Annotated in this window: 20 protein-coding genes; 9 read left to right on the forward strand and 11 right to left on the reverse strand. The window is 63.7% G+C overall.

Features of this window, described 5'->3' with window-relative positions:
• Nucleotides 1-2: 2 nt before the first annotated feature.
• Both AC4FWB_RS13710 and eglC read right to left on the reverse strand, forming a co-directional pair.
• Nucleotides 3-1,748, reverse strand: a complete 1,746-nt coding sequence (locus AC4FWB_RS13710) for a type I secretion system permease/ATPase (protein WP_491026618.1) — start codon at nt 1,746-1,748, stop codon at nt 3-5.
• 35 nt (nt 1,749-1,783) lie between these two features.
• The gene (gene eglC / locus AC4FWB_RS13715) at nt 1,784-3,298 is read right to left on the reverse strand and encodes an endo-1,3-1,4-beta-glycanase EglC (protein WP_491026620.1); all 1,515 of its coding nucleotides are present in this window, start codon (nt 3,296-3,298) and stop codon (nt 1,784-1,786) included.
• A 403-nt stretch (nt 3,299-3,701) separates the two neighbouring features.
• Between eglC and AC4FWB_RS13720 the strand changes: the two genes are divergently transcribed.
• Nucleotides 3,702-4,127: a hypothetical protein gene (locus AC4FWB_RS13720; RefSeq protein ID WP_491026621.1), complete on the forward strand. Its 426-nt coding sequence runs from the start codon at nt 3,702-3,704 to the stop codon at nt 4,125-4,127.
• 33 nt (nt 4,128-4,160) lie between these two features.
• Here the strand turns inward: AC4FWB_RS13720 and AC4FWB_RS13725 are convergent, their stop codons facing one another.
• Both AC4FWB_RS13725 and AC4FWB_RS13730 read right to left on the reverse strand, forming a co-directional pair.
• Nucleotides 4,161-4,952 (reverse strand): pyrroline-5-carboxylate reductase family protein, encoded by a 792-nt coding sequence (locus AC4FWB_RS13725; RefSeq protein ID WP_491026622.1) that lies wholly within the window; start codon nt 4,950-4,952, stop codon nt 4,161-4,163.
• 125 nt (nt 4,953-5,077) lie between these two features.
• Nucleotides 5,078-5,581 (reverse strand): hypothetical protein, encoded by a 504-nt coding sequence (locus AC4FWB_RS13730; protein ID WP_491026623.1) that lies wholly within the window; start codon nt 5,579-5,581, stop codon nt 5,078-5,080.
• A gap of 284 nt (nt 5,582-5,865) precedes the next feature.
• Between AC4FWB_RS13730 and AC4FWB_RS13735 the strand changes: the two genes are divergently transcribed.
• Both AC4FWB_RS13735 and AC4FWB_RS13740 read left to right on the forward strand, forming a co-directional pair.
• The gene (locus AC4FWB_RS13735; RefSeq protein WP_491026625.1) at nt 5,866-6,303 is read left to right on the forward strand and encodes a hypothetical protein; all 438 of its coding nucleotides are present in this window, start codon (nt 5,866-5,868) and stop codon (nt 6,301-6,303) included.
• Nucleotides 6,304-6,489: 186 nt separating this feature from the next.
• Nucleotides 6,490-6,642: a hypothetical protein gene (locus AC4FWB_RS13740; protein ID WP_491026626.1), complete on the forward strand. Its 153-nt coding sequence runs from the start codon at nt 6,490-6,492 to the stop codon at nt 6,640-6,642.
• Nucleotides 6,643-6,732: 90 nt separating this feature from the next.
• On the opposite strand, the gene AC4FWB_RS13745 is transcribed toward AC4FWB_RS13740, so the two are convergent.
• From AC4FWB_RS13745 to AC4FWB_RS13755, 3 genes are all read right to left on the reverse strand, one after another.
• Nucleotides 6,733-7,434: an SDR family oxidoreductase gene (locus AC4FWB_RS13745; protein ID WP_491026627.1), complete on the reverse strand. Its 702-nt coding sequence runs from the start codon at nt 7,432-7,434 to the stop codon at nt 6,733-6,735.
• Between the two features lie 272 nt (nt 7,435-7,706).
• Complete coding sequence (locus AC4FWB_RS13750; protein WP_491026629.1) at nt 7,707-8,930, reverse strand: patatin-like phospholipase family protein; 1,224 nt, start codon at nt 8,928-8,930, stop codon at nt 7,707-7,709.
• Between the two features lie 180 nt (nt 8,931-9,110).
• Nucleotides 9,111-9,404 carry a DUF1330 domain-containing protein gene (locus AC4FWB_RS13755; RefSeq protein ID WP_491026630.1) on the reverse strand — a complete coding sequence of 98 codons (294 nt, stop codon included), beginning with the start codon at nt 9,402-9,404 and terminating at the stop codon, nt 9,111-9,113.
• 199 nt (nt 9,405-9,603) lie between these two features.
• Between AC4FWB_RS13755 and AC4FWB_RS13760 the strand changes: the two genes are divergently transcribed.
• On the forward strand, nt 9,604-9,807 hold the full coding sequence (locus AC4FWB_RS13760) for a hypothetical protein (protein ID WP_491026631.1): 204 nt from the start codon (nt 9,604-9,606) through the stop codon (nt 9,805-9,807).
• A gap of 216 nt (nt 9,808-10,023) precedes the next feature.
• Here the strand turns inward: AC4FWB_RS13760 and AC4FWB_RS13765 are convergent, their stop codons facing one another.
• On the reverse strand, nt 10,024-10,467 hold the full coding sequence (locus tag AC4FWB_RS13765) for an SRPBCC family protein (RefSeq protein ID WP_491026632.1): 444 nt from the start codon (nt 10,465-10,467) through the stop codon (nt 10,024-10,026).
• Nucleotides 10,468-10,630: 163 nt separating this feature from the next.
• On the opposite strand from AC4FWB_RS13765, the gene AC4FWB_RS13770 reads away from it, so the two are divergent.
• Entirely contained in the window at nt 10,631-11,494 is an 864-nt protein-coding gene (locus AC4FWB_RS13770) for an aldose 1-epimerase (protein ID WP_491026633.1), read from the forward strand.
• Nucleotides 11,495-11,666: 172 nt separating this feature from the next.
• Here the strand turns inward: AC4FWB_RS13770 and dinB are convergent, their stop codons facing one another.
• Nucleotides 11,667-12,929, reverse strand: a complete 1,263-nt coding sequence (gene dinB, locus AC4FWB_RS13775) for a DNA polymerase IV (protein ID WP_491026634.1) — start codon at nt 12,927-12,929, stop codon at nt 11,667-11,669.
• A 209-nt stretch (nt 12,930-13,138) separates the two neighbouring features.
• A complete protein-coding gene (locus tag AC4FWB_RS13780) occupies nt 13,139-13,519 on the reverse strand; it encodes a cupin domain-containing protein (RefSeq protein WP_491026635.1) in 381 nt (126 codons plus the stop codon).
• A gap of 409 nt (nt 13,520-13,928) precedes the next feature.
• Between AC4FWB_RS13780 and AC4FWB_RS13785 the strand changes: the two genes are divergently transcribed.
• The 3 genes from AC4FWB_RS13785 (at nt 13,929) to AC4FWB_RS13795 (ending at nt 15,055) form a co-directional block, all read left to right on the forward strand.
• The gene (locus tag AC4FWB_RS13785; protein ID WP_491026637.1) at nt 13,929-14,120 is read left to right on the forward strand and encodes a hypothetical protein; all 192 of its coding nucleotides are present in this window, start codon (nt 13,929-13,931) and stop codon (nt 14,118-14,120) included.
• 382 nt (nt 14,121-14,502) lie between these two features.
• The gene (locus AC4FWB_RS13790; RefSeq protein WP_491026639.1) at nt 14,503-14,754 is read left to right on the forward strand and encodes a polymerase; all 252 of its coding nucleotides are present in this window, start codon (nt 14,503-14,505) and stop codon (nt 14,752-14,754) included.
• A 64-nt stretch (nt 14,755-14,818) separates the two neighbouring features.
• On the forward strand, nt 14,819-15,055 hold the full coding sequence (locus tag AC4FWB_RS13795; protein WP_491026640.1) for a hypothetical protein: 237 nt from the start codon (nt 14,819-14,821) through the stop codon (nt 15,053-15,055).
• 162 nt (nt 15,056-15,217) lie between these two features.
• Here the strand turns inward: AC4FWB_RS13795 and AC4FWB_RS13800 are convergent, their stop codons facing one another.
• Nucleotides 15,218-16,435 (reverse strand): TadE/TadG family type IV pilus assembly protein, encoded by a 1,218-nt coding sequence (locus AC4FWB_RS13800; RefSeq protein WP_491026642.1) that lies wholly within the window; start codon nt 16,433-16,435, stop codon nt 15,218-15,220.
• A 280-nt stretch (nt 16,436-16,715) separates the two neighbouring features.
• On the opposite strand from AC4FWB_RS13800, the gene AC4FWB_RS13805 reads away from it, so the two are divergent.
• Nucleotides 16,716-17,942, forward strand: a complete 1,227-nt coding sequence (locus AC4FWB_RS13805; RefSeq protein WP_491026644.1) for a pilus assembly protein TadG-related protein — start codon at nt 16,716-16,718, stop codon at nt 17,940-17,942.
• The last annotated feature ends 1 nt before the right edge of the window (nt 17,943 follow it).

A 17,943-nucleotide genomic window follows, 5' to 3' on the forward strand; every position in this document is an offset into this window, starting at 1 on the left:
GCCTACGACCCGAAGCGGATGCCGGGGGCGCGGATCGTCGGCGTGAACGATCCGGTCACCACCGTGCCCTGCTGCGCGGGAGCGCCCTTGCCGGCAACCGGCTGCCTTAGCATCTCGCCGCTCGGGCCGAAGGCCTCGATCATGCCGCCGCGCAAAAGCATCACGCGGTCGCAGGCCGCGGCGATCGAAGGGCGGTGCGTGATCACGATGGTGGTGACGCCCGCCGCGCGCGCGGCGACAAGCACCGCTTCGAGCGCCGTTTCGCCGCTGCCGTCGAGATGGGCGCTGGGCTCGTCGAGGACGAGGATGCGCGGATTGCCGTAGAAGGCGCGCGCCAGTCCGATCCGCTGGCGCTCGCCGCCCGACAGCGTCCTGTCCGACGGGCCGATCCTGGTTTGGTAGCCGTCGCGCAGCGCCAGGATCAGCTCATGCACATCGGCGCGCCTTGCGGCCTCGATGATCGCGCCGTCCTCCGCCTGCGCGTCGAAACGGGCGACGTTTTCCGCGATCGATCCGGGAAAGAGCTCCACCTCCTGCGCGAGGTAGCCGATCTTTCTGCCGAGCTGAGTTTCGTCCCATGTCCTGAGGTCGGCGCCGTCGATCCTGACCGAGCCGCCGGTCGGCTGGGTGGCACCGACAATGAGCCGCGCCAGCGTGGATTTGCCGGCGCCGCTCGGGCCGATGATCGCCAGCGCTTCGCCGGCGCCGATTTGGAAATTCAGCCGCTTGAGGATGGGTTCGGTGCCGGGCTGGGCATTCGGCGCCATGAAAAAGACGTCCTGCACGGAAATCGCGCCGGACGGATCGGGGAGCGTCAGCTTCCGCGCCTCGGCCGGCTGCGCCGCAAGCGCCGTCTCCAGCCGCTTCCAGGCTCGCCGGGCGTCGACGATCTGGCGCCAGGCGCCGATCAGCTGGTCGAGCGGCTGCAGCGCGCGCGACGACACCAGCGAGGAGGCGAAGATCATGCCCGCCGTCATCTGTCCCCCGATCACCAGCCACGCGCCGGCGCCGAGGATCGCGAGTTGCAGCATCATGCGCAGCGCCCGCGCAGCGCCGCTGAAAATCGCGTTGGCGCTCGCGGAGCGGTCATGCAGGATAAGCGCTTCGCCGACATGCCGTCCCCAGACCCGCGCGGCGCCATCGACCATGCCCATAGCGCGCAGCGTTTCGGCGTTGCGGGTAAAGACCTGCTCCGCCTGGCTGGCTAAAGCCGAACGCTCCGCCGACAAGGCATCCTTCCTGCCGATCGCAAGCTGGTTCGCCACGACCAGCAATAGCAGAACCACCGCGCCGGCGACCGTCACCCAGAACAGCACCGGATGGATGAGATAGAGCAGGGCCAGGAAGACAGGAGCGAAGGGCAGGTCGAACAGAACCGCCACGCCCCGCGACCGGATGAAGGCGCAGACCGAGGCGAGGTCGCGCAATGGCGACAGGCCGCCGGCATATTTTGCGCCGAGCGAAATGGCGAATGTCCTGGCGCCCAGCTTGCGGTCGACGGTCGCCGCGACGCGCTGCGTGTAGACGGCCCGCACCGCGTCGAGGAAGCCGAGGAACGCGAGCGCCAGCACCGCGATGGCCGAGAGGTAGGCGAGCGTCTCGACGCTGGAGGAGGGCAGGACGCGGTCATAGACCTGCAGCAGGTAGAGCGGGATCACCAAGAGCAGGATGTTGATCAGCAACGAGAAGACGCCGACATCGGCGATGGCGCGCAGGAACACCGGCCGCAGGCCCGACGGTCGAGTCATTTCCGCATTCCCCGCCGCTGCATGATCCCGAGACCTTACGCGTGGCCCCCAAACTCGGAACCGCCGTGAAGCGTGCTGCTGGCGGTGCTGTACGTGGCGGTGCTGGCGCTGGCGAGGCTGCTGCTGGCGAGACTGCTGCTGGCGAGGCTCAGGGTGCTCGCCGGCGCGTCGGCCAGCGTATAGGCGTGGATGTAGTCGATCTTCATCTGAGCCGGCGTGGCTAGATGATCCGGAGGCGCGCCGGCTTGACCGCCGATCGCGAGGTCGACCAGCATGTACATGGGTTTGTTCATGTCGGACGGCGTCGCCGCTTCCGCCACCTGCACGCCGTCATAGGTCCAGACGAGCTTGTCCGGCGTCCAAAGCAGGCCATAGGTGTGGAAGCCCTGGGTATCCAAAACGTTCACCGTCGATCCAATCTTGGTGTGCACTCCCGTCTCAAGGGTGTGCGCGGTCATCAGAAGCGAGTTCGGGCTCTGTCCGTACATTTCCACGACGTCCAATTCCGGCGGCCACGAGCCGTCTTCGGGAAGCAGCCAGAAAGCCGGCCAGGCGCCGGTGTTTTCCGGCAGGTCGGCCCGCATTTCGAAATAGCCATAGGTCTGCGAGAAGGTGTCGTGGGTCGTTAGGAGGCCGGAGGTGTATTCGTAGTTGTTGATCAGCGGCTTGATGTCGGCCGGCGTCTGCGCCGCGGTGATGGTGAGCACGCCGTTTGCCACGCTGAACGGATGGACGGAGCTCGTCGGCGCGTAATTGGCGTCGATATACCACTGCAGTTCGCCGTTCTGGGTCAGGGTGCTGCCGTTCGGCGCCCCCCACCAGAAGTTGGAATCCCAGGTGCCGCCCTGGCTATTGTGAAGGCTCAGCGTGTTGAAGTCGTCGTTGAAGGACAGCGTCATGCCGACCTTGTTGATCGGCAGCTCGAACTGGCTGGGCTGGAACTTGTCGATGGTCGTGTCCTTGAACATGAGGATCTCGCCGGATCCGAGGTTCAGCACCACGTTCGGTCCCGCCTGGACCATGTTCGACCGGATGGCATCGAAGGACATGAAGCCGTAGCCATTGAGGCGAACGGTATCGGTCGCTGCAAAATTGGCGATCAGGTCGCTTCCGTTGCCGTTCGTGATGCTGAAAGTGTCGTAGCCGCCGCCGCCGTCGATCAGAACGTCGTTTCCCGCGCCGCCGTCCAGCGTCTGATGACCGGCCTTGGCGGTGATGATGTTGTCCAACGCATTGCCGAAAGCATAGTTGTTGGCGTTGGTGACGACGAGGTTTTCGACGTTGTTAGGGAGCTTGTAGCTCATCCATGTGCTGATCGTGTCGATGCCTGCGCCGTACCCCTCGGCCACCTTGTTGCCCGCGGCATAGAGGTAATAGATGTCATCGCCGTAGCTACCGTGCATGGTGACATTGACACCGGAGGCTCCATAGAAGGTGTCATTTCCGGAGGTGCCCCACAAGTCCGGCCCAGAGCCTGATGCCGAGAACCAATGGGTGGACGTGCCGCTATAGGGAAGAGGAACGCCTACCGCGTTGACGATGCTGGTCATCGGACAATCTCCTCGTGCTGCACGGCCTGTTTGAATCGGGCGATACGAGTTCAACCGATCGATGCCGGATCAACTTGTAATTCAGGTTATCGTTCCAAGGAATCGCCATATAGTACAGAGAAAAGTTATATTTCAGCGATCAATTCTTTAAGTCAGAGAGAATAAGGGGGCTCTAATGCAATTTAAGCGCGAAGATCGATAAATTTTACTTAATATTGCAGGAATTTCTGCCGAAAGATTAGGCATATCGAAGCGAATGGATGCATTTTGCTTCTGCTGTCCGAGCGACGGTTCGAATCGGCCAAGCCATGGAAGTTGTCGCTGAGGTCCGCTTCAGCCGACCGTGGTGGACATTTGAGCCGATCTGCTATCCCACTTGGTCCATTCCGTTAGGAAGATTGTCATGTGGGTTCAATTTCACGGATTGCATTTCGAGCTTCCGCCAGAATGGGTGGACATAACCGACGACCTGGATGACAAGTGGCCGCCGACACTGGCTGGTCCCTTAGTTGGCGGGGCGCTCCAGTTCTCGATAGCTCGCTACAAGAACGGCGAACTTCCCGATATCACCATCGGTGACCTGCGCCAGATAATCACAAACTTCTGTGCAAACCTGCCTCATAAATTCAATGAGCCGGTTGAGAATGCCGGACCTATCAATTCGGTCGAGTGCGTCTCCGATGGGGAAGAAGAGCTGATCGCCGTGTGGCATCTTTCCAACGGTCGCGATTATGTCATGGCGACCTATACCGGTTTCAGTCCTGAGGATCCGGAAACCGCGCATGAATTGAGCCAGGCTAGGCAGCTGGTGCAATCCATCGAGTTTTGACCGATTGAGATTGGCGGCTGCGTGCGCGCCCGCTCACGCCTTCCCAATCGCGATCGACTTCAGGAACGCCGCCGCCAGCCCCTTGGCCACGGCCTCGTCGAAGCCGGCTTCGCGCATCGTCTCGATCGCCGCGGCGGTGGTGCCGCGATAGTCGAGGAGGGCTTCCACCGTGTCGGCCGGTGAGGCGTCGTTGAGCTCCAGCAGCCGGCCGGTGCCGGTGAGCACGGTGTTGACGGCGCGGCGCGCGACGTCGGCCGAGAGGCCGAAGGCAATCGCGTCCCGCATCATCGCGTTCGCCAGCAGGGCAGGGAAGGCCGGGCCCGAGCCTGTCAGACCGGTGAGGTAGTCGATGTCGCGCTCGCTGCCGACCTCGTCCTCAACGCCGCAGCCGGCGAAGATCGCGCGCACGATGGCGCGGTCCTGCTCGGTCGCTTCGCTGCTCGCGATCCACGGCGTGTAGGATTTCGCGACCTCGGCCGCAGCGTTGGGCAGCGTGCGCACGACGCGGCCTGTGCCGTGCTTCTCGCCGATCTCGGCAAGCCGAATCCCGGCCATCACCGAGATCACCAGCTTGCCTTTTGCATCGATACTCAGCGACGGCCAGTCCTGCGGCCGCACCGACAGCATGATGATGTCGGAGCGGTCGGCGAGCGCCTGGTTGTCGTCGGTCCAAAACGCGCCGCGGAAGCGGTCGGGCTTCGCCCTCCGATACGACAGCGCAAGGTCCTCCGCCCGCACCACGCCGGCCGAGAGCGCCGCACCCGCAATGGCGCCGCCCAGCCAGCCCGCGCCGCCGACAATGCCGAGCCTGAAAGATGCGCTCATTATCTGCCTCCTTTCCCAAAAATCTCAGGGTAACGGAGGCAAGGCTCTATTCAAGCGCTCAATAACCCCGCATCAGGCCGCCATCAACGCGGATGTTCCGGCCGCGTGAGGCCCAGGGCACCTTCTCAGTTGTCCCAGCCATCCCAGCTATCGTCATCCTGCCGCGGATAGCTGGGTATGATCCGGATAATCGGTCGCCGACTCTGGTAGCGCCAGTAATACTCGTCCGGCGGCTGTGGCTCGTAGGTGCGGTAGACCTGCCGGTAATGATGCCGGTATTTCCAATGCTGGTGCTTCTTGTGCGGCCGCACGCAGTAGCCGTCCTCGGTCAGATACGCGCATCTCACATCTGCCTCATGTATCAAGCTTTCCGTTGCCGGCGCGGCGAGCATCGGCGCGGCTCGGACTGCTGGCAGGGGCAACACCATGATACCGGCAAGGGCCAGAACGGGCAGCTTCATCGACTTCTCCATCAACTCGATTCGGGCCGCAACAAACCCGACGCCTTGCGCGATTTGAAGTCGGCCAAGGATCACTTTGTCTTTCGGCCGCAAACAATGCGGCGACGCTTGATGGCGAGGGAGGCCAAATGCGCGACGGCCGGTCTTGGCCGCGCGGGGTTCCATCAAGGCCTTATCGATAAAAATCCCAAGAATTCCAAACGCTTGGTTAAGGCGGCGTAAAGCTTTCGCCTGGGAATTGCGGCGGGTTCATCCAAAGCTGAGCCAGCCTCTGCGACCTTGGTCCCCAAACGGCGCAAAAAAGGTCCGGCAGCGCATCGCAGGGGTCGTGGGCCGCTTCCGGTCCGACGGCAAGATGCGGATTCTTCCACCGTCAACTGTCGGTTCCGCGTTGATTCAGAAGCGGACCTTCGGCCGAAACGAAGCGGCCGGAACCACGAGGAGAGGATTGGATGACTAAAGTTCCCTTCAACCGGATCGCCTGGCTTACGTTGCGCGCCTCGACGGCGTTGGTGCTCACCATCGCGCCCTATCATCTGACGCTGGACGGTTCGGCCAAGCTCGTTCCGGCCACGGCCCACGCCGAGTCCGAGGGCGGTGGTGGCGGCGAGGGTGGCGACGGCGGTCACGATGGCGGCGATGGCGGCGGTCACGACGGCGGCGATGGCGGCGACCACGACGGCGGCGACAATGACGGCGGCGATGGCCACAGCGGCGGCGGAACTGACGGCAGCCATGACGGCGAAAAGGAATCCGGTGACGACCAGGGCGACGACAACGACGATCAGGGTGAGGACAACGCAGACGCCACCGATACCGACACGACTGGCACGGGCTCCGACATCGAGATCGAGGAGACCGACGATTCGTCGGCGGAGACGGACGAGTAGAGCAGTTCAGCGTTTGATGGCGCATCCCGCATGAGCAGCGCCGTCGCCGGGGATATGCTGACTCGCCCTGCGAGCCTCGGCGGCGCTCGCGCTCACCCTTGCCCCGTGACGCCTTGCCTGTTGGCGTGATCGCGGAGCCTCTCGCCTTGTGATACGATGCGAGGCGCTCGCTGGTCGGAGGCCGCCGTGAAAAAGATCATTTTCGGGGTCGCCGCGTTGCTGTTCCTGGTGGCCGCCGGGGCCACCGTCTACTCTTTGCTTTTCGGTTGCCCGCATGGCGGTTCCTACCATTGCGTGCAGGGCTTCAACCGGGAAGTCTGCGGCTGCCCGCAATCGTAGCGCGGCGCTCCTTGCGCGACAGCTTCACGGTTGAAGCCGTCGCCTCAACGCCGCGACGGCTGAGCGACGGATGCTTCCCAGCGGTTCGGCTCACACGCTCCGCATCAGGCCGCCATCGACGCGGATATTCTGGCCGGTGATGTAGGCCGCACCCTCCGAAGCGAGGAAGGCAATCGTCGCGGCAATCTCTTCCGAGGTGCCGTAGCGCTTCATGGGTACGGCCTCGCGCCGCTCCTCTGTGGCCGGCAGGCTGTCGATCCACCCGGGCAGCACATTGTTCATGCGGATGTTGTCGCCCGCATAGGTGTTGGCGAAGATCTTGGTGAAGGCGGCAAGGCCGGCGCGCGCCACCGCCGAGGTCGGGAACATCGCGCTCGGCTCGGTCACCCATGCGGCCGAGATGTTGATGATCGCGCCCGACTTTTGTTTTTGCATGACCGGCGTCACCAGCCGGGTCGGACGCACCACGTTGAGGAAATAGGTGTCGATGCCCTTGTGCCAGTCCTCGTCGCTGACCTCGATGATCTGCGCGCGCGGGCCGTGGCCGGCGCTGTTGACCAAGACGTCGATGCGGCCCCAGCGTTCCAGGGCGCCGTCGGTGAGGCGCTTCAGGTCCTCGTTCGACTGGTTGGAGCCGGTGACGCCGAAGCCGCCGAGTTCCTTGCCCAGCGCCTCGCCCTTGCCGGAGGAGGAAAGCACGCCGACCTTGAAGCCGTCCGCCGCCAGCCGCTTCGCCGCCGCCGCGCCCATGCCGCTGCCGCCCGCCGTCACCAGAGCTACTTTGTTTGCCATGTCCTGATCCATTCGTTGCTGAAAGTGTTCTGTTAGCATGAAGCGGTGCAGGGCACGAACCGGATTGGATTGCGCCACGATGGTGGTTTGCGAAAGCGCCGGGGCGCATAATCTCCCCCCTCGAGGGGGAGATGCCCGGCAGGGCAGAGGGGGTCGTCTCACATAGAACGCCGACGCCCTGTGAACGCGCAGAACACGTTGGCGCTCCACGCGCGGCGACCCCCTCTGTCGCCTTTGGCGACATCTCCCCCTCAAGGGGGGAGATTACCCGCTCACACCTTGAAAGCGCTCATCAGCGTCTTCGACACAACCACGCAGCGCCCCGGCTTCACCGCGCCGGCCTGCAGCGGAACGCCTTTACCGGGCGGCACCGCCGGCTCGTACCAGGCGCGCAGCGCCTGGTCGCTGGCGCAGTAGCCCCAATTGACGAGGTCGATCGTTTCCTTGGCCCCCAGGAAATGCAGCGAGGTGCCGATATCGGCGGGCGCGGTGGCGGCACTCTGCACGAAGGTCGGCTCGGTCGCGTCCGGCTTGCTGGCGATCGACCAGTAGACGCCGTGGGTGGCGGCATAGTCGGGGCGGGGCGCGTCATTGGGCAGATGCTCGGCATCCTTGGCCGCCTGGAAGCGGGCGACGAGGTCGCGCCGCCTGAGCGACCGCACCTGGTTGTCGGTGGTGTCGAGCACGCGCGTCAATTGCGAGAACCAGTTCCAGTAGCCGGAGCCCGACGCCCGCCATGGCGCGCCGGCGTCGCTGACCAGCAGCCAGCGGCAGCGCTTCAGCGCCGGCTCGATGCCGTGGTTATCGTAGACGCCGCCATCGGTCAGCACGGCGCGGCCGGCCGGAATCGCAGGACCGACACTCGGGTCGAGCTTGTCGTTCCGCCACTCGAATTGCGTGAGGTCGAGCCTGAGCGGCGACAGGAACGGCGGGAAGGCAGAGGACGCCGCGACCGCTGTCGCAATCGGCAGGTCGGCGTGATAGGCGACGCCGATGCGATAATCGGCAATATAGCGGTTGGACATGCGAAACAGCGAGCCGGTGCTAAGATTGCTGGAGCAGAACACGAACCAGGGCCGCCTGGTCAGGCTCTTCAGCATCGGTCTCGATCCGTCGAACAGATGCCGCTCGTAGCAGGCCGCGACTTCCTTGGCCGCGCTCGAAAACGGATTGAGCAGGCCCTTGAGGATCGAGGGCGCGTCGAGGAAGACCTGCGAGAAGGCGAGGATTTTCGTGAGGTAAAGCTCGCGGAAATTGCTGGCGACGCCATTGGCGAAGGTCAGGCGCGGCCAGAGAACCGCGAGCAGTCCGGCGGCGATCGAGCCGCCCGAGACCGAGCTCACCATGTCGATTTTTTGAAGCAGGCCCGCCTCGTTCAGCCGGCAGAGCACGCCGGCATGGAACAGCATGGCGCGGTAGCCGCCACCCGACAGGCAGAGGCCGAGATCGTAGTGCTCGACCGTCTCGTCAGCCTGCGACGATGCCTGCAACTCCATCGCGGTCCCCTCCGCCTTTGTACCCGGTGCATTCAAGCTTGGCCCAATCCAGCCCAGCGCAGCCATTCTGGCAAGCGGGGGAAACGCGTAACTTCACAAGCTCGTTCTCGGCTCGCGGCACGCCTTCGGCGGGGCCTTCACCCCACCATGGGCAACCATTTGTTCGACAGACCTCGTCTCTTACCCGAGGTCCCCTTCGAAGATGACGAGCACGCGTTTTGACGCTTGGAGCGCAAACCGCATCGCTTCGCCGTAGGCCGGATCGCTGTAGCAGGCTTTGGCGATCTCCAATGAACGGAATTCGACAACGATCAAGCGCTGTGCATCACGCGCTTCCATCAGCAGGGGCGGTTCTTTCGATGGGTTGATGCGCGCCTGATATTTTTCGCCGATCGGCTTCCACAACCGGCCATATTCGACCTGCGCTTCCTGGTCCGAAATCTCGGTCCCGATGATTAGCCAATAGCCCTTCACCGATTTGCTCTCCCGCTGATTGGTGGCCGTACGGAGAGCTAAGTCAGCGACCAGGCACCTGTCCAGATCCAAGCGCTGTGATGCCTTGATCGGCCTGTCTGGTGGGATCGGGTGGAACAGGATCGGACCGACACAACCTGAGCCCGCTTGAATGCGCGGCTGAATTGGGCGATTGTCGCCCAATCAACATAGGTGAACGATGAAGCGTACGGACAAGGCGCGGCCTTTTGTGCCGACCGAAATCCACGTTGGCACGGTCACGGATGAAAAGGGCGCCATCGGCATCCTCTCGATCCGGACGACGGAAGGTCTATTGGATATCGCTCTGGACCGACATGCCGCTGAGGCCATCGTGAACGCCATCGGCACTATCCGGTCCAAGCTGGAAGCCGCTGAAGCCTAGAGCAGTTCGCCGTTTCACGGAAACGCCGAACTGCTCTAGCTATTTGTTTTTTACGCAATTCCGGACGGAAAACCGTCACACACTTTTCCTGGAATGCTCCAGAAAAAGAAAGCCCGGTCGCAAGCCGGGCGAGGAGCCGCCGAACGAAGAATCCTCGTTCGGCAAATCCCATCACCTACCAATTTGCATCATCATTGTGACAGACGGATGAAGCCTTTACTGATTGATCTCCGGCTCGACGAGCCTCGCCAGGTTCTTCAGCGACTCCTGCCAGCCGAGATAGCAGGCCTCGGCCGGAATGGCGTCCGGGATGCCGGCCTGGGTGATCTCCATCTCCGTGCCGACCGAGACCTTCTTCAAGGATACGGTCACCTGCATCTCGCCGGGCAGGTTGGGATCGTCGAACTTGTCCGTGTAGCGCACGAGCTCACCCGGAACGAGCTCGACATAGTCGCCGCCGAACGAATGGCTGTCGCCCGTGGTGAAGTTGCGGAAGGACATCTTGAAGGTGCCGCCGACCTTTGCTTCCAGGTGATGGACGGTGCAGGTGAAGCCGTTCGGCGGCAGCCACTTCGCCAGCGCGTCCGCCTCGATGAAGGCGCGATAGACTTTCTCGGGCTTGGTTGCGAGCACGCGGTGCAGGCGGACAGTGCTGGGCATATCTTTCTCCTTTGATTGCCGGTCTATGCTCCTATGACGAACGGCGTTTGGCCAGCCCGACATCGATGCACAACTTTTTTGAGCCGCGACCGCGGACTTCACATCTCCTTTCCGCCAATTCGCGTAAAGATGAACGGCAACATCGTCATCGTTGAGGGCCTGCATGGTGGAGCTTTGCGACGGCCGTGCTCGGCTCGTTTTGGCGCCGGAGCAGGGCGCGGCGATCGCCCGCTACGACGCGCTGGTGATCGGCAGCGCGCCGGTTCCGCTGCTGAAGCCGGGGGACGGCACCGGCACGTCCGGCTGCCAGCTCCTGGTGCCATGGTCGAACCGCATTTCCGGCGGCGGCTTCACCTTCGACGGCCGCTTTCATGCCGTCGCGCCGAATGTGCCGGGCCAGGCCTTTCCGATCCATGGCGACGGTTTCCAAAAACCGTGGCGACTTGTCGATCGCACCGATACCGAGGCCGAACTGGTGCTCGAGGACGGCGCCATCGGGCCTTACCGCTACGCGGCCTCCGTCACCTATTCGCTGGAGAACGGCGCGCTGGAGGCGCACCTCGCGGTGGAGAACCGCACCGGCATGCGCCTGCCTTACGGCCTTGGTTTCCACCCCTGGTTCCCGCGCGGCGACACGACCCTGCTGAAGGCGAGGGCGAAGCGCGTCTGGCTGGAGGACGAGCGCCATTTGCCGGTCGGCGTCGTGCCGGTGAGCGAGTGTCCGGGTTGGGACTTCGAGCGTCCCATCCCGCTGCCGCTAGAGTGGGTGAACAACGCCTTCGACGGCTGGAACGGCCGCGCCTCGATCACGCAGCTCGAGGATGGGATCAAGATCGCGCTGAGCGCCTCGACGGAGCTCGACGTCTACATCCTCTATTCGCCGTCGCCCGATGCCGGCTTCTTCTGCTTCGAGCCGGTCTCGCACTTGGTCGATGCGCATCACGGCGAGGGGCTGACGCCGCTGGAAGACGGGGAAACGATGAGCGCCGAAATGCGGCTGGATTGGGAGATTGCGGACGCGGGTTGAGGATGCGCGAACGGCGGAGCGCGTGAGATGGCCGGCAGGCCAGAGGGGTCGTCTCACGTAGAACGCCGATGCTAGTTCTTGTCGCAGACAGCGCCGGCGCTTCACGCGCAACGACCCCCTCTGTCGCCTCCGGCGACATCTCCCCCGCAAGGGGGAGATTGGCAGCTCCAGCCTACAACTCCTTCTCCGCCAGCTCCCTGAATTCATCCGGCACCGAGCGCGCCGCTTCCAGCGCCACCGTGCCGTAGCCCACCGCCTCTTTGCCGAACCGCTGGCGGATCTTGTCCACCGCCCGGTCGGCGCCGAAGCGGGCCAGCCCCCGGCGGCTGCCGGGCTTCAGCTTCTCGTCCGCAAGGCCGAGCGGCAGTTCGAGCTGCAGCTCGGCATGCTCCTCAAGATGCGAGACCGAAATCGCCAGCAGCGAAATTTCCCGCTCGCCCGGATGGGCGGTGAGCACGCCGCGCACCAGCTCCCGGGCGATCTCGGCCAGCATCGTGGTGGCCGAGATCGGCTGCTCCAGCGTCACCGAGCGGGTGACGGCGCGCATGTCGGCGAAACGCACGCGCACCGTCACGGTGCGGCCGGGCCGGTCCTTGGCGCGCAGGCGGCTGGCGACGCGGTCGGCCAGGTGCAGAAGCGTGGGCACGAAGACGCGCGGCAGCGCGGGCTTGCGGCCGAGCGCCGACTGCGCGCCGGCGGAAATCGCGCGGCGATGCGTCTGGAGTTTTCGCGGGTCGCGGTTCCAGGCAAGGGCGGCCAGCTTCTGACCGGCGGCGTGGCCGATCAGCCGCTCCAGCGCGCCGCTATGCGTGCGCGCCAATTGCCCGATGGTCTCGACGCCGATCTCGGCGAGCCTAGCCTTGGTCGCCGGACCGACGCCCCACATCAGCGATACCGGCAGGTCGTGCAGGAAGGCGAGCTCGGTGTCGGGCTCGACCACCACCAGCCCGTCGGGCTTGGCCACCTGCGAGGCGATCTTGGCGAGATGCTTTGTCCGCGCCACCCCGATCGAGATCGGCAGGCCAAGTTCCGTCTTGACGCGGTGGCGGATGGTTTTGGCGATCTCCTCCGGCGGCCCGAACAGATGCGTGCAGCCGGCGACATCGGCGAAGGCCTCGTCGATCGAGATGCGCTCGACCAGCGGCGTGAAATCGTCGAGCACCTTGATCGCGGCGTCGCCGAGGCGCTGGTATTCGCTGAAGCGTCCGCCGACAAAGATCAGCTGCGGGCAGATCTCGCGCGCCTTGCGGCCAGGCATGCCGCCGCGCACGCCGAAGACCTTGGCCTCATAGGAGGCGGCAAGCACCACGCCGCCGCCAACCGCGATCGGCTTGCCGCGCAGCGATGGGTCGAGAAGCTGCTCGACGGACGCATAGAAAGCGTCGAGATCGGCATGCAGGATGGTGGCGACTGAAGCGGTGTTCGTGGCGAGCATCGCGCTCCCGGCTCCATCCCGTCCGCTATGCGGCGTCGCAGCATTAGCAGCGACTGTTGTAGTGGTGTTTTACCGGAACATAAGAAGAACAAAACAGGTTTGGTGTCAAGCCCCTGCGCCGCACAAGAGAACGTTTGCAGCCTGATGCAACCAAGACGTTCGGAGCTGGTTGCGCGGATAATCTCCCCCTCGAGGGGAGATTCACTGCCTTACGCCGGCTTGGCGTATTGCTCGGCGCTGAGCACCTCGATGCATTGGAACGGCTGATTGCCTACCACCCAGGCGTCATGGCCGGGCGGGATCGTATAAGACGTGCCCTCGGTGAAGGTTTTCTCGGTCCCGTCGTTCATGCGCACAGTGATCGTCCCGGACACGACATAGCCGACATGCGAGACCTGGCAGCTGTCGGTCTTGACCACAGGCTTCACGCATTCGGACCATTTCCAGCCCGGCTCCATGTTGAGCCGCCCAAGCGTGTAGCCCGGCAGCCGAACGATTTCGACACGTGTCTTGGCGGGCGAGCGGACTTCGTCGGGGTCGTTGTGCGACTTGGATTCGAGCTTGGTGACGTTCATTGCAGCTTCGGCCATGGCATCCTCCCATATTCCATGAGTCCAAGCGGAGCCTGACGCCGCGATCGCCGGTGACCGCTGCCCGATTCATATGCCTTTCAATGAGTGATTGCTAATGTAATTGCGGATGCCGATTCTTTACCTCCCATGTCGAAAGTTAATGCGCGCTCTTTTGAACCGTGCTTTGCTACAGCCAGCGTCGGCACGACGATGGTTGAGGGACCATCCGTTCTCACCCCAAAGGGAGAATTCGATGACCCTTGGCAACCAATCCGGACGATCCCGTCGTTGCTGTCGCAATCCCAGACCAGGACAATCTCGATCCGGGCCGAGCACGCTGCCTGCTCGCCGGGCGGCAGGGATATAGCCGTGGTGGGGAGGACCATCGAGCGGAGGCAATCAAACTAAAAAAACAGGGAGGAAACCGATGCTTCATCAGGCTCCGAAAACGCAAACCCATCCGCGGGTCCTCGGCACCCGTCGTGACCCGCCGGCGCTCCGCCAGTGTTGTGACAGCTACATCTGTCCGGTCTGCGACCAGGTTGTCGAACTGACGGATTTCCGTCAGGTCGTCTGGCATCAAAGGCCCGGGCATGCGCCGATGGAAATGGACGGCTAAAAAAGGCCCGCGTCTACCGGAGGGAATGCGCGGGCCAGAGCTGGAGTAGCCATTCGATCAACGCGCTCCCGGCCAACTGGTTGCGCCTGGCCGGAGCGGTTGGCCGCCGCTGGCGGGCAGCGCCGGCAAGCGAATGTCTGGACACCGGGGCTACGGTCCGCAATCCCGGTGCGACTGAAGTCTCACCTTCCACTGCAGAGGCCCGAGTGGCCGGATTTTTGGAAACAAGTGCGCCGGCAATTCATTGCCTGACAGGTCGTCGAACAAAGTCCCTTCATCGGCGGCTCAGAGTGGAGTGCCCGCCATTTCCTGCGATGTGGCGGGCAGCTCCTAAAAGCAAATGGTTGGAGCGGTTCACCGAACTGCTCCAGGGAGATGTCCCATGCAGCCGGGCGAGTTTATCGCGAACCTGTTCGCCGCCCTTTTGCTGGCAACTGTGATCACCGGCATCTTCCTGGTCTTCGGCAAACCGCTCTGGCCGGAACGGCGGGCGCAGATGGTCATTCTGCTTCCGGTCGATCCGGCCACGACCGGATCCGCGCGCAAGGTCTGCTTCGAGCCTTGCCTGCCGCCGCGCTTCGATCTCAAGCTCGCGCCCCAGAGGCCGGCATCGAGGCCGCCGTCCAATTCGTGAGTGGAACCTCGCCGCATACCGCGCCGTTGACTCCCGCGAAGGGATGCTGTCGGCGGAGGCCGCCATGGATAGCTTCGAACTCATCGATCTTCTCTGCGTCGTCGATGCCTGCGCGAGCGATCGCACGGCCGGGCGCTTCATCTCAATGTCGAAAGCCGTCGAGGAACTGCGCGTCCTGACCGGCGACTTCGTCTCGTCGGACGAGGCGGCGGCGAATGCCTTGAGCCAGGTTGCGTTGGAACGCGGCTGCGCGGTGCTGTTCGACGAGCAGCCGGGCGCTGATATCGTGGGCGAGTTGTGATCTCCCCCCTTGAGGGGGAGACGTCGCCGAAGGCCACAGAGGGGGTCGCCGCGCGTGGAGCGCCAACGTCTTCTTCGTTTCGAGAGGGCGCTGCAGCTCTATGCGAGACGACCCCCTCTGACCGCTTCGCGGCCGTCTCCCCCCTCGAGGGGGAGACTGGCGCTACTTCACCAGCGTGATCGTCCTGCCGGCATACATCTCGCGGTTGCCGAGCTCGGTCGTGCAGTCCGACTTCACCGCCGAGTTCCCCGTCATGGCGACGGTTTTGCCGACCAGTCGCAGGCAACTGCCTTCAGCACTCATGTCCGAATTGCCGGCATAGGTGATCGCCGCGTCGGGGGCGTAGATGAAGCCGCTCACCACCGAGCCGGATCCGCCGTTGATCGTCAGCGCTTGCGTGTTGCCGTGGGCCTGGAAGATGGTGATACCGGCGTAGGGACCGCTCGTCATCGGCGAGAGGTCCACCGTCTCGTTGGCGTTGATGGTGATCTGCGATCCTTCCATCAGGAAAATCGTCACGCCGTGCCCCGTCAGGCTGCCATTGCCGCCGGGCTTTATGGCGACGTTTCGCAGGATGTAGACGCCCGGATTGAGCGTGATCTGTCCCGACCAGGTCTTGTCGCAATAGGTGCCGGGCGAGAGAGTGATCGTCTTGCCGTTGGGCATCGTGGTGCAGAGCCCGTAGGGGGGAGGCATGACATTGGCCAGCGGATCGAAGGACGCATACTGGTTTTCCAGCGGCGCGCCGCAGGAAAGGGTGGCGTTAGGCGGCGTCAGGCCGGAGGTCGTGCCGACCGTCGAGACGCATCCGGCGCTGACGATCGCCGAGCCGCCCCGGCTGACGGCGCCCGCCGCGTCCGAGTTGGCGGCGATCACGCAGCCGTTCATCGCGACATTGGTCGAGCCCTGCAGACTTACGGCGGAACTCACATGCGGATCGAGCGCCAGCACACATGCCTGCGCTCCGGGCTTGACCTCGACGGCAGCCGAGCGCGTCGCCTGCCAGGCGGGCGCGCCGCTGACGAAGGCCGGCCGGCTGATGCTCGACGACAGAGAAATATAGTAGGCGCTCGGATCGCCGCTGGCGGTCGCCTGGAAGGCGTCCACGCTGCCCGAATATTCCCCGGCGTCGGCGGCGCTCATATTGGCGGCGAAGAAAGTCTGGCCGAGCTGCCGTACATCGTTCGCCGACATGCTCGGCTGGTATTTCGTGCCCACCGCGAGCCCGGCCGCGTCCAGCGAGTTCTGCAGTTGCGCAGCGTCGTCGCTGGTTCCCACCAGGTCGACGGCGCCGGCCACGACCAGCATCAGCGGCACCATGGCGATCGCGGTCGCCAGCGCGAAATTGCCGCGCTTCGAAGCCCAGAACTGTCCAATCATCGGAGCCGCCCTCGCCGGATATGGAAGAGCGATACGCCATCCTGTCTCTACGAGGGATTTCCGAAAAAGATAAAATGCAGAAAATGCTAAAATAGCAGCCTTTTCTAATAGTTACACCTTAGTCTGATGCAGACTGGGACCTAAGTCCGATGTCCTGCGACGTAAGGTGGCAAATACGCCCTCAGGGGTCCAAAAGCCGCAAGTCGAGGAAAAAAATTATCCATTCGTTTATCGGCGAATGCTGAACGTGTTAGCCGGGATAGCTTGGGTGAGCTCGGCCATGGCCTCATTGAGTCGAATTTTTAAACAGTTCGTCTCCCGTCGCCTGCGCGGCGGCGAGGGCGGCAATGTTGCAACCATCTTCGCGCTTGCCTTGCCGGTCGTGGTCGGCGGGGCGGGGCTCGGCGTCGAGACGTCCTACTGGTACTATTCGAGCCTGAAGCTGCAGGCGACGGCGGACGCCGCCGCCTATGCGGGCGCGCTGGAAAAGGTCGCGGGATCCGACACCGCGGCGATCACGGCGGCCGCCACGCAGTCGGCGACCGACAACGGTCTCGGCACCGGCACCATTGTCGTCCACACGCCACCCACCTCGGGGCCGAATACGGCCAAGAAGGCAGTCGAGGTGATCCTCAACCAGAACCTCGACCGGATGTTCACCGCCATCTTTACCCAGAGCAAGGTATCGGAGAAGGCGAGGGCGGTGGCGCTGATCACCGATGGCGCCTATGCCTGCAACATAGCGACGAGCCCGTCGGCCTCGCAGGCGGTGCTCTTTTCCGGCAACACCAGCCCCAAGCAGACCGGCTGCGTTACCATGGCGAATTCGATCGCCGCCGATGCCATCAAGCTTCAGGGCTCGGCGACCCTCCAGACCGACTGCCTGATAGCGGTTGGCGGCGTTTCGCTCAGCAGCACACCCACGATGGTCTGCAAGGCCCCGATCACCCACGCCCTGCCGGCCGCCGATCCGTTCTCAAGCCTGCCGGCGCCGTCGGCCTCGAACCAATGCCAGAACGACAACAAAACGACGCTGAGCCCCGGGACCTATTGCAACGGCATGAACCTCAAGGGCACCGTCACGCTCTCTCCCGGCGTCTATGTCGTCCAGGGCGATTTCAAGATCAACGCCAATGCCGTCATCGCCGGCGCCGGCGTGACTATCTACATGGCCGGCAGCAGCACCGTCAGCATGAACGGCAACGCCACGGTGATGCTCAGCGCGCCGACCTCGGGCACCTATTCCGGCGTGCTGTTCTACGGCGACAGGGCCGGGACCGCGGCGCAGAGCACCTTCAACGGCACCGCGAACTCGCTTTTGACCGGGGCTATCTACTTCCCCAGGCAGCAGGTCAACTATCTCGGCAATTTCTCGGGCATTAATGGTTGTACTCAGGTGGTTGCGGACACGATCCAGTGGTCCGGCAATACGACCATCAAGCAGGACTGCACGAGCCTCGGCATGAAGAATCTACCGGCGGCGCAGTCGGTCGCGATCGTCGAGTAGC

The organism is Mesorhizobium sp. LEGMi-168a (genome assembly GCF_058312955.1).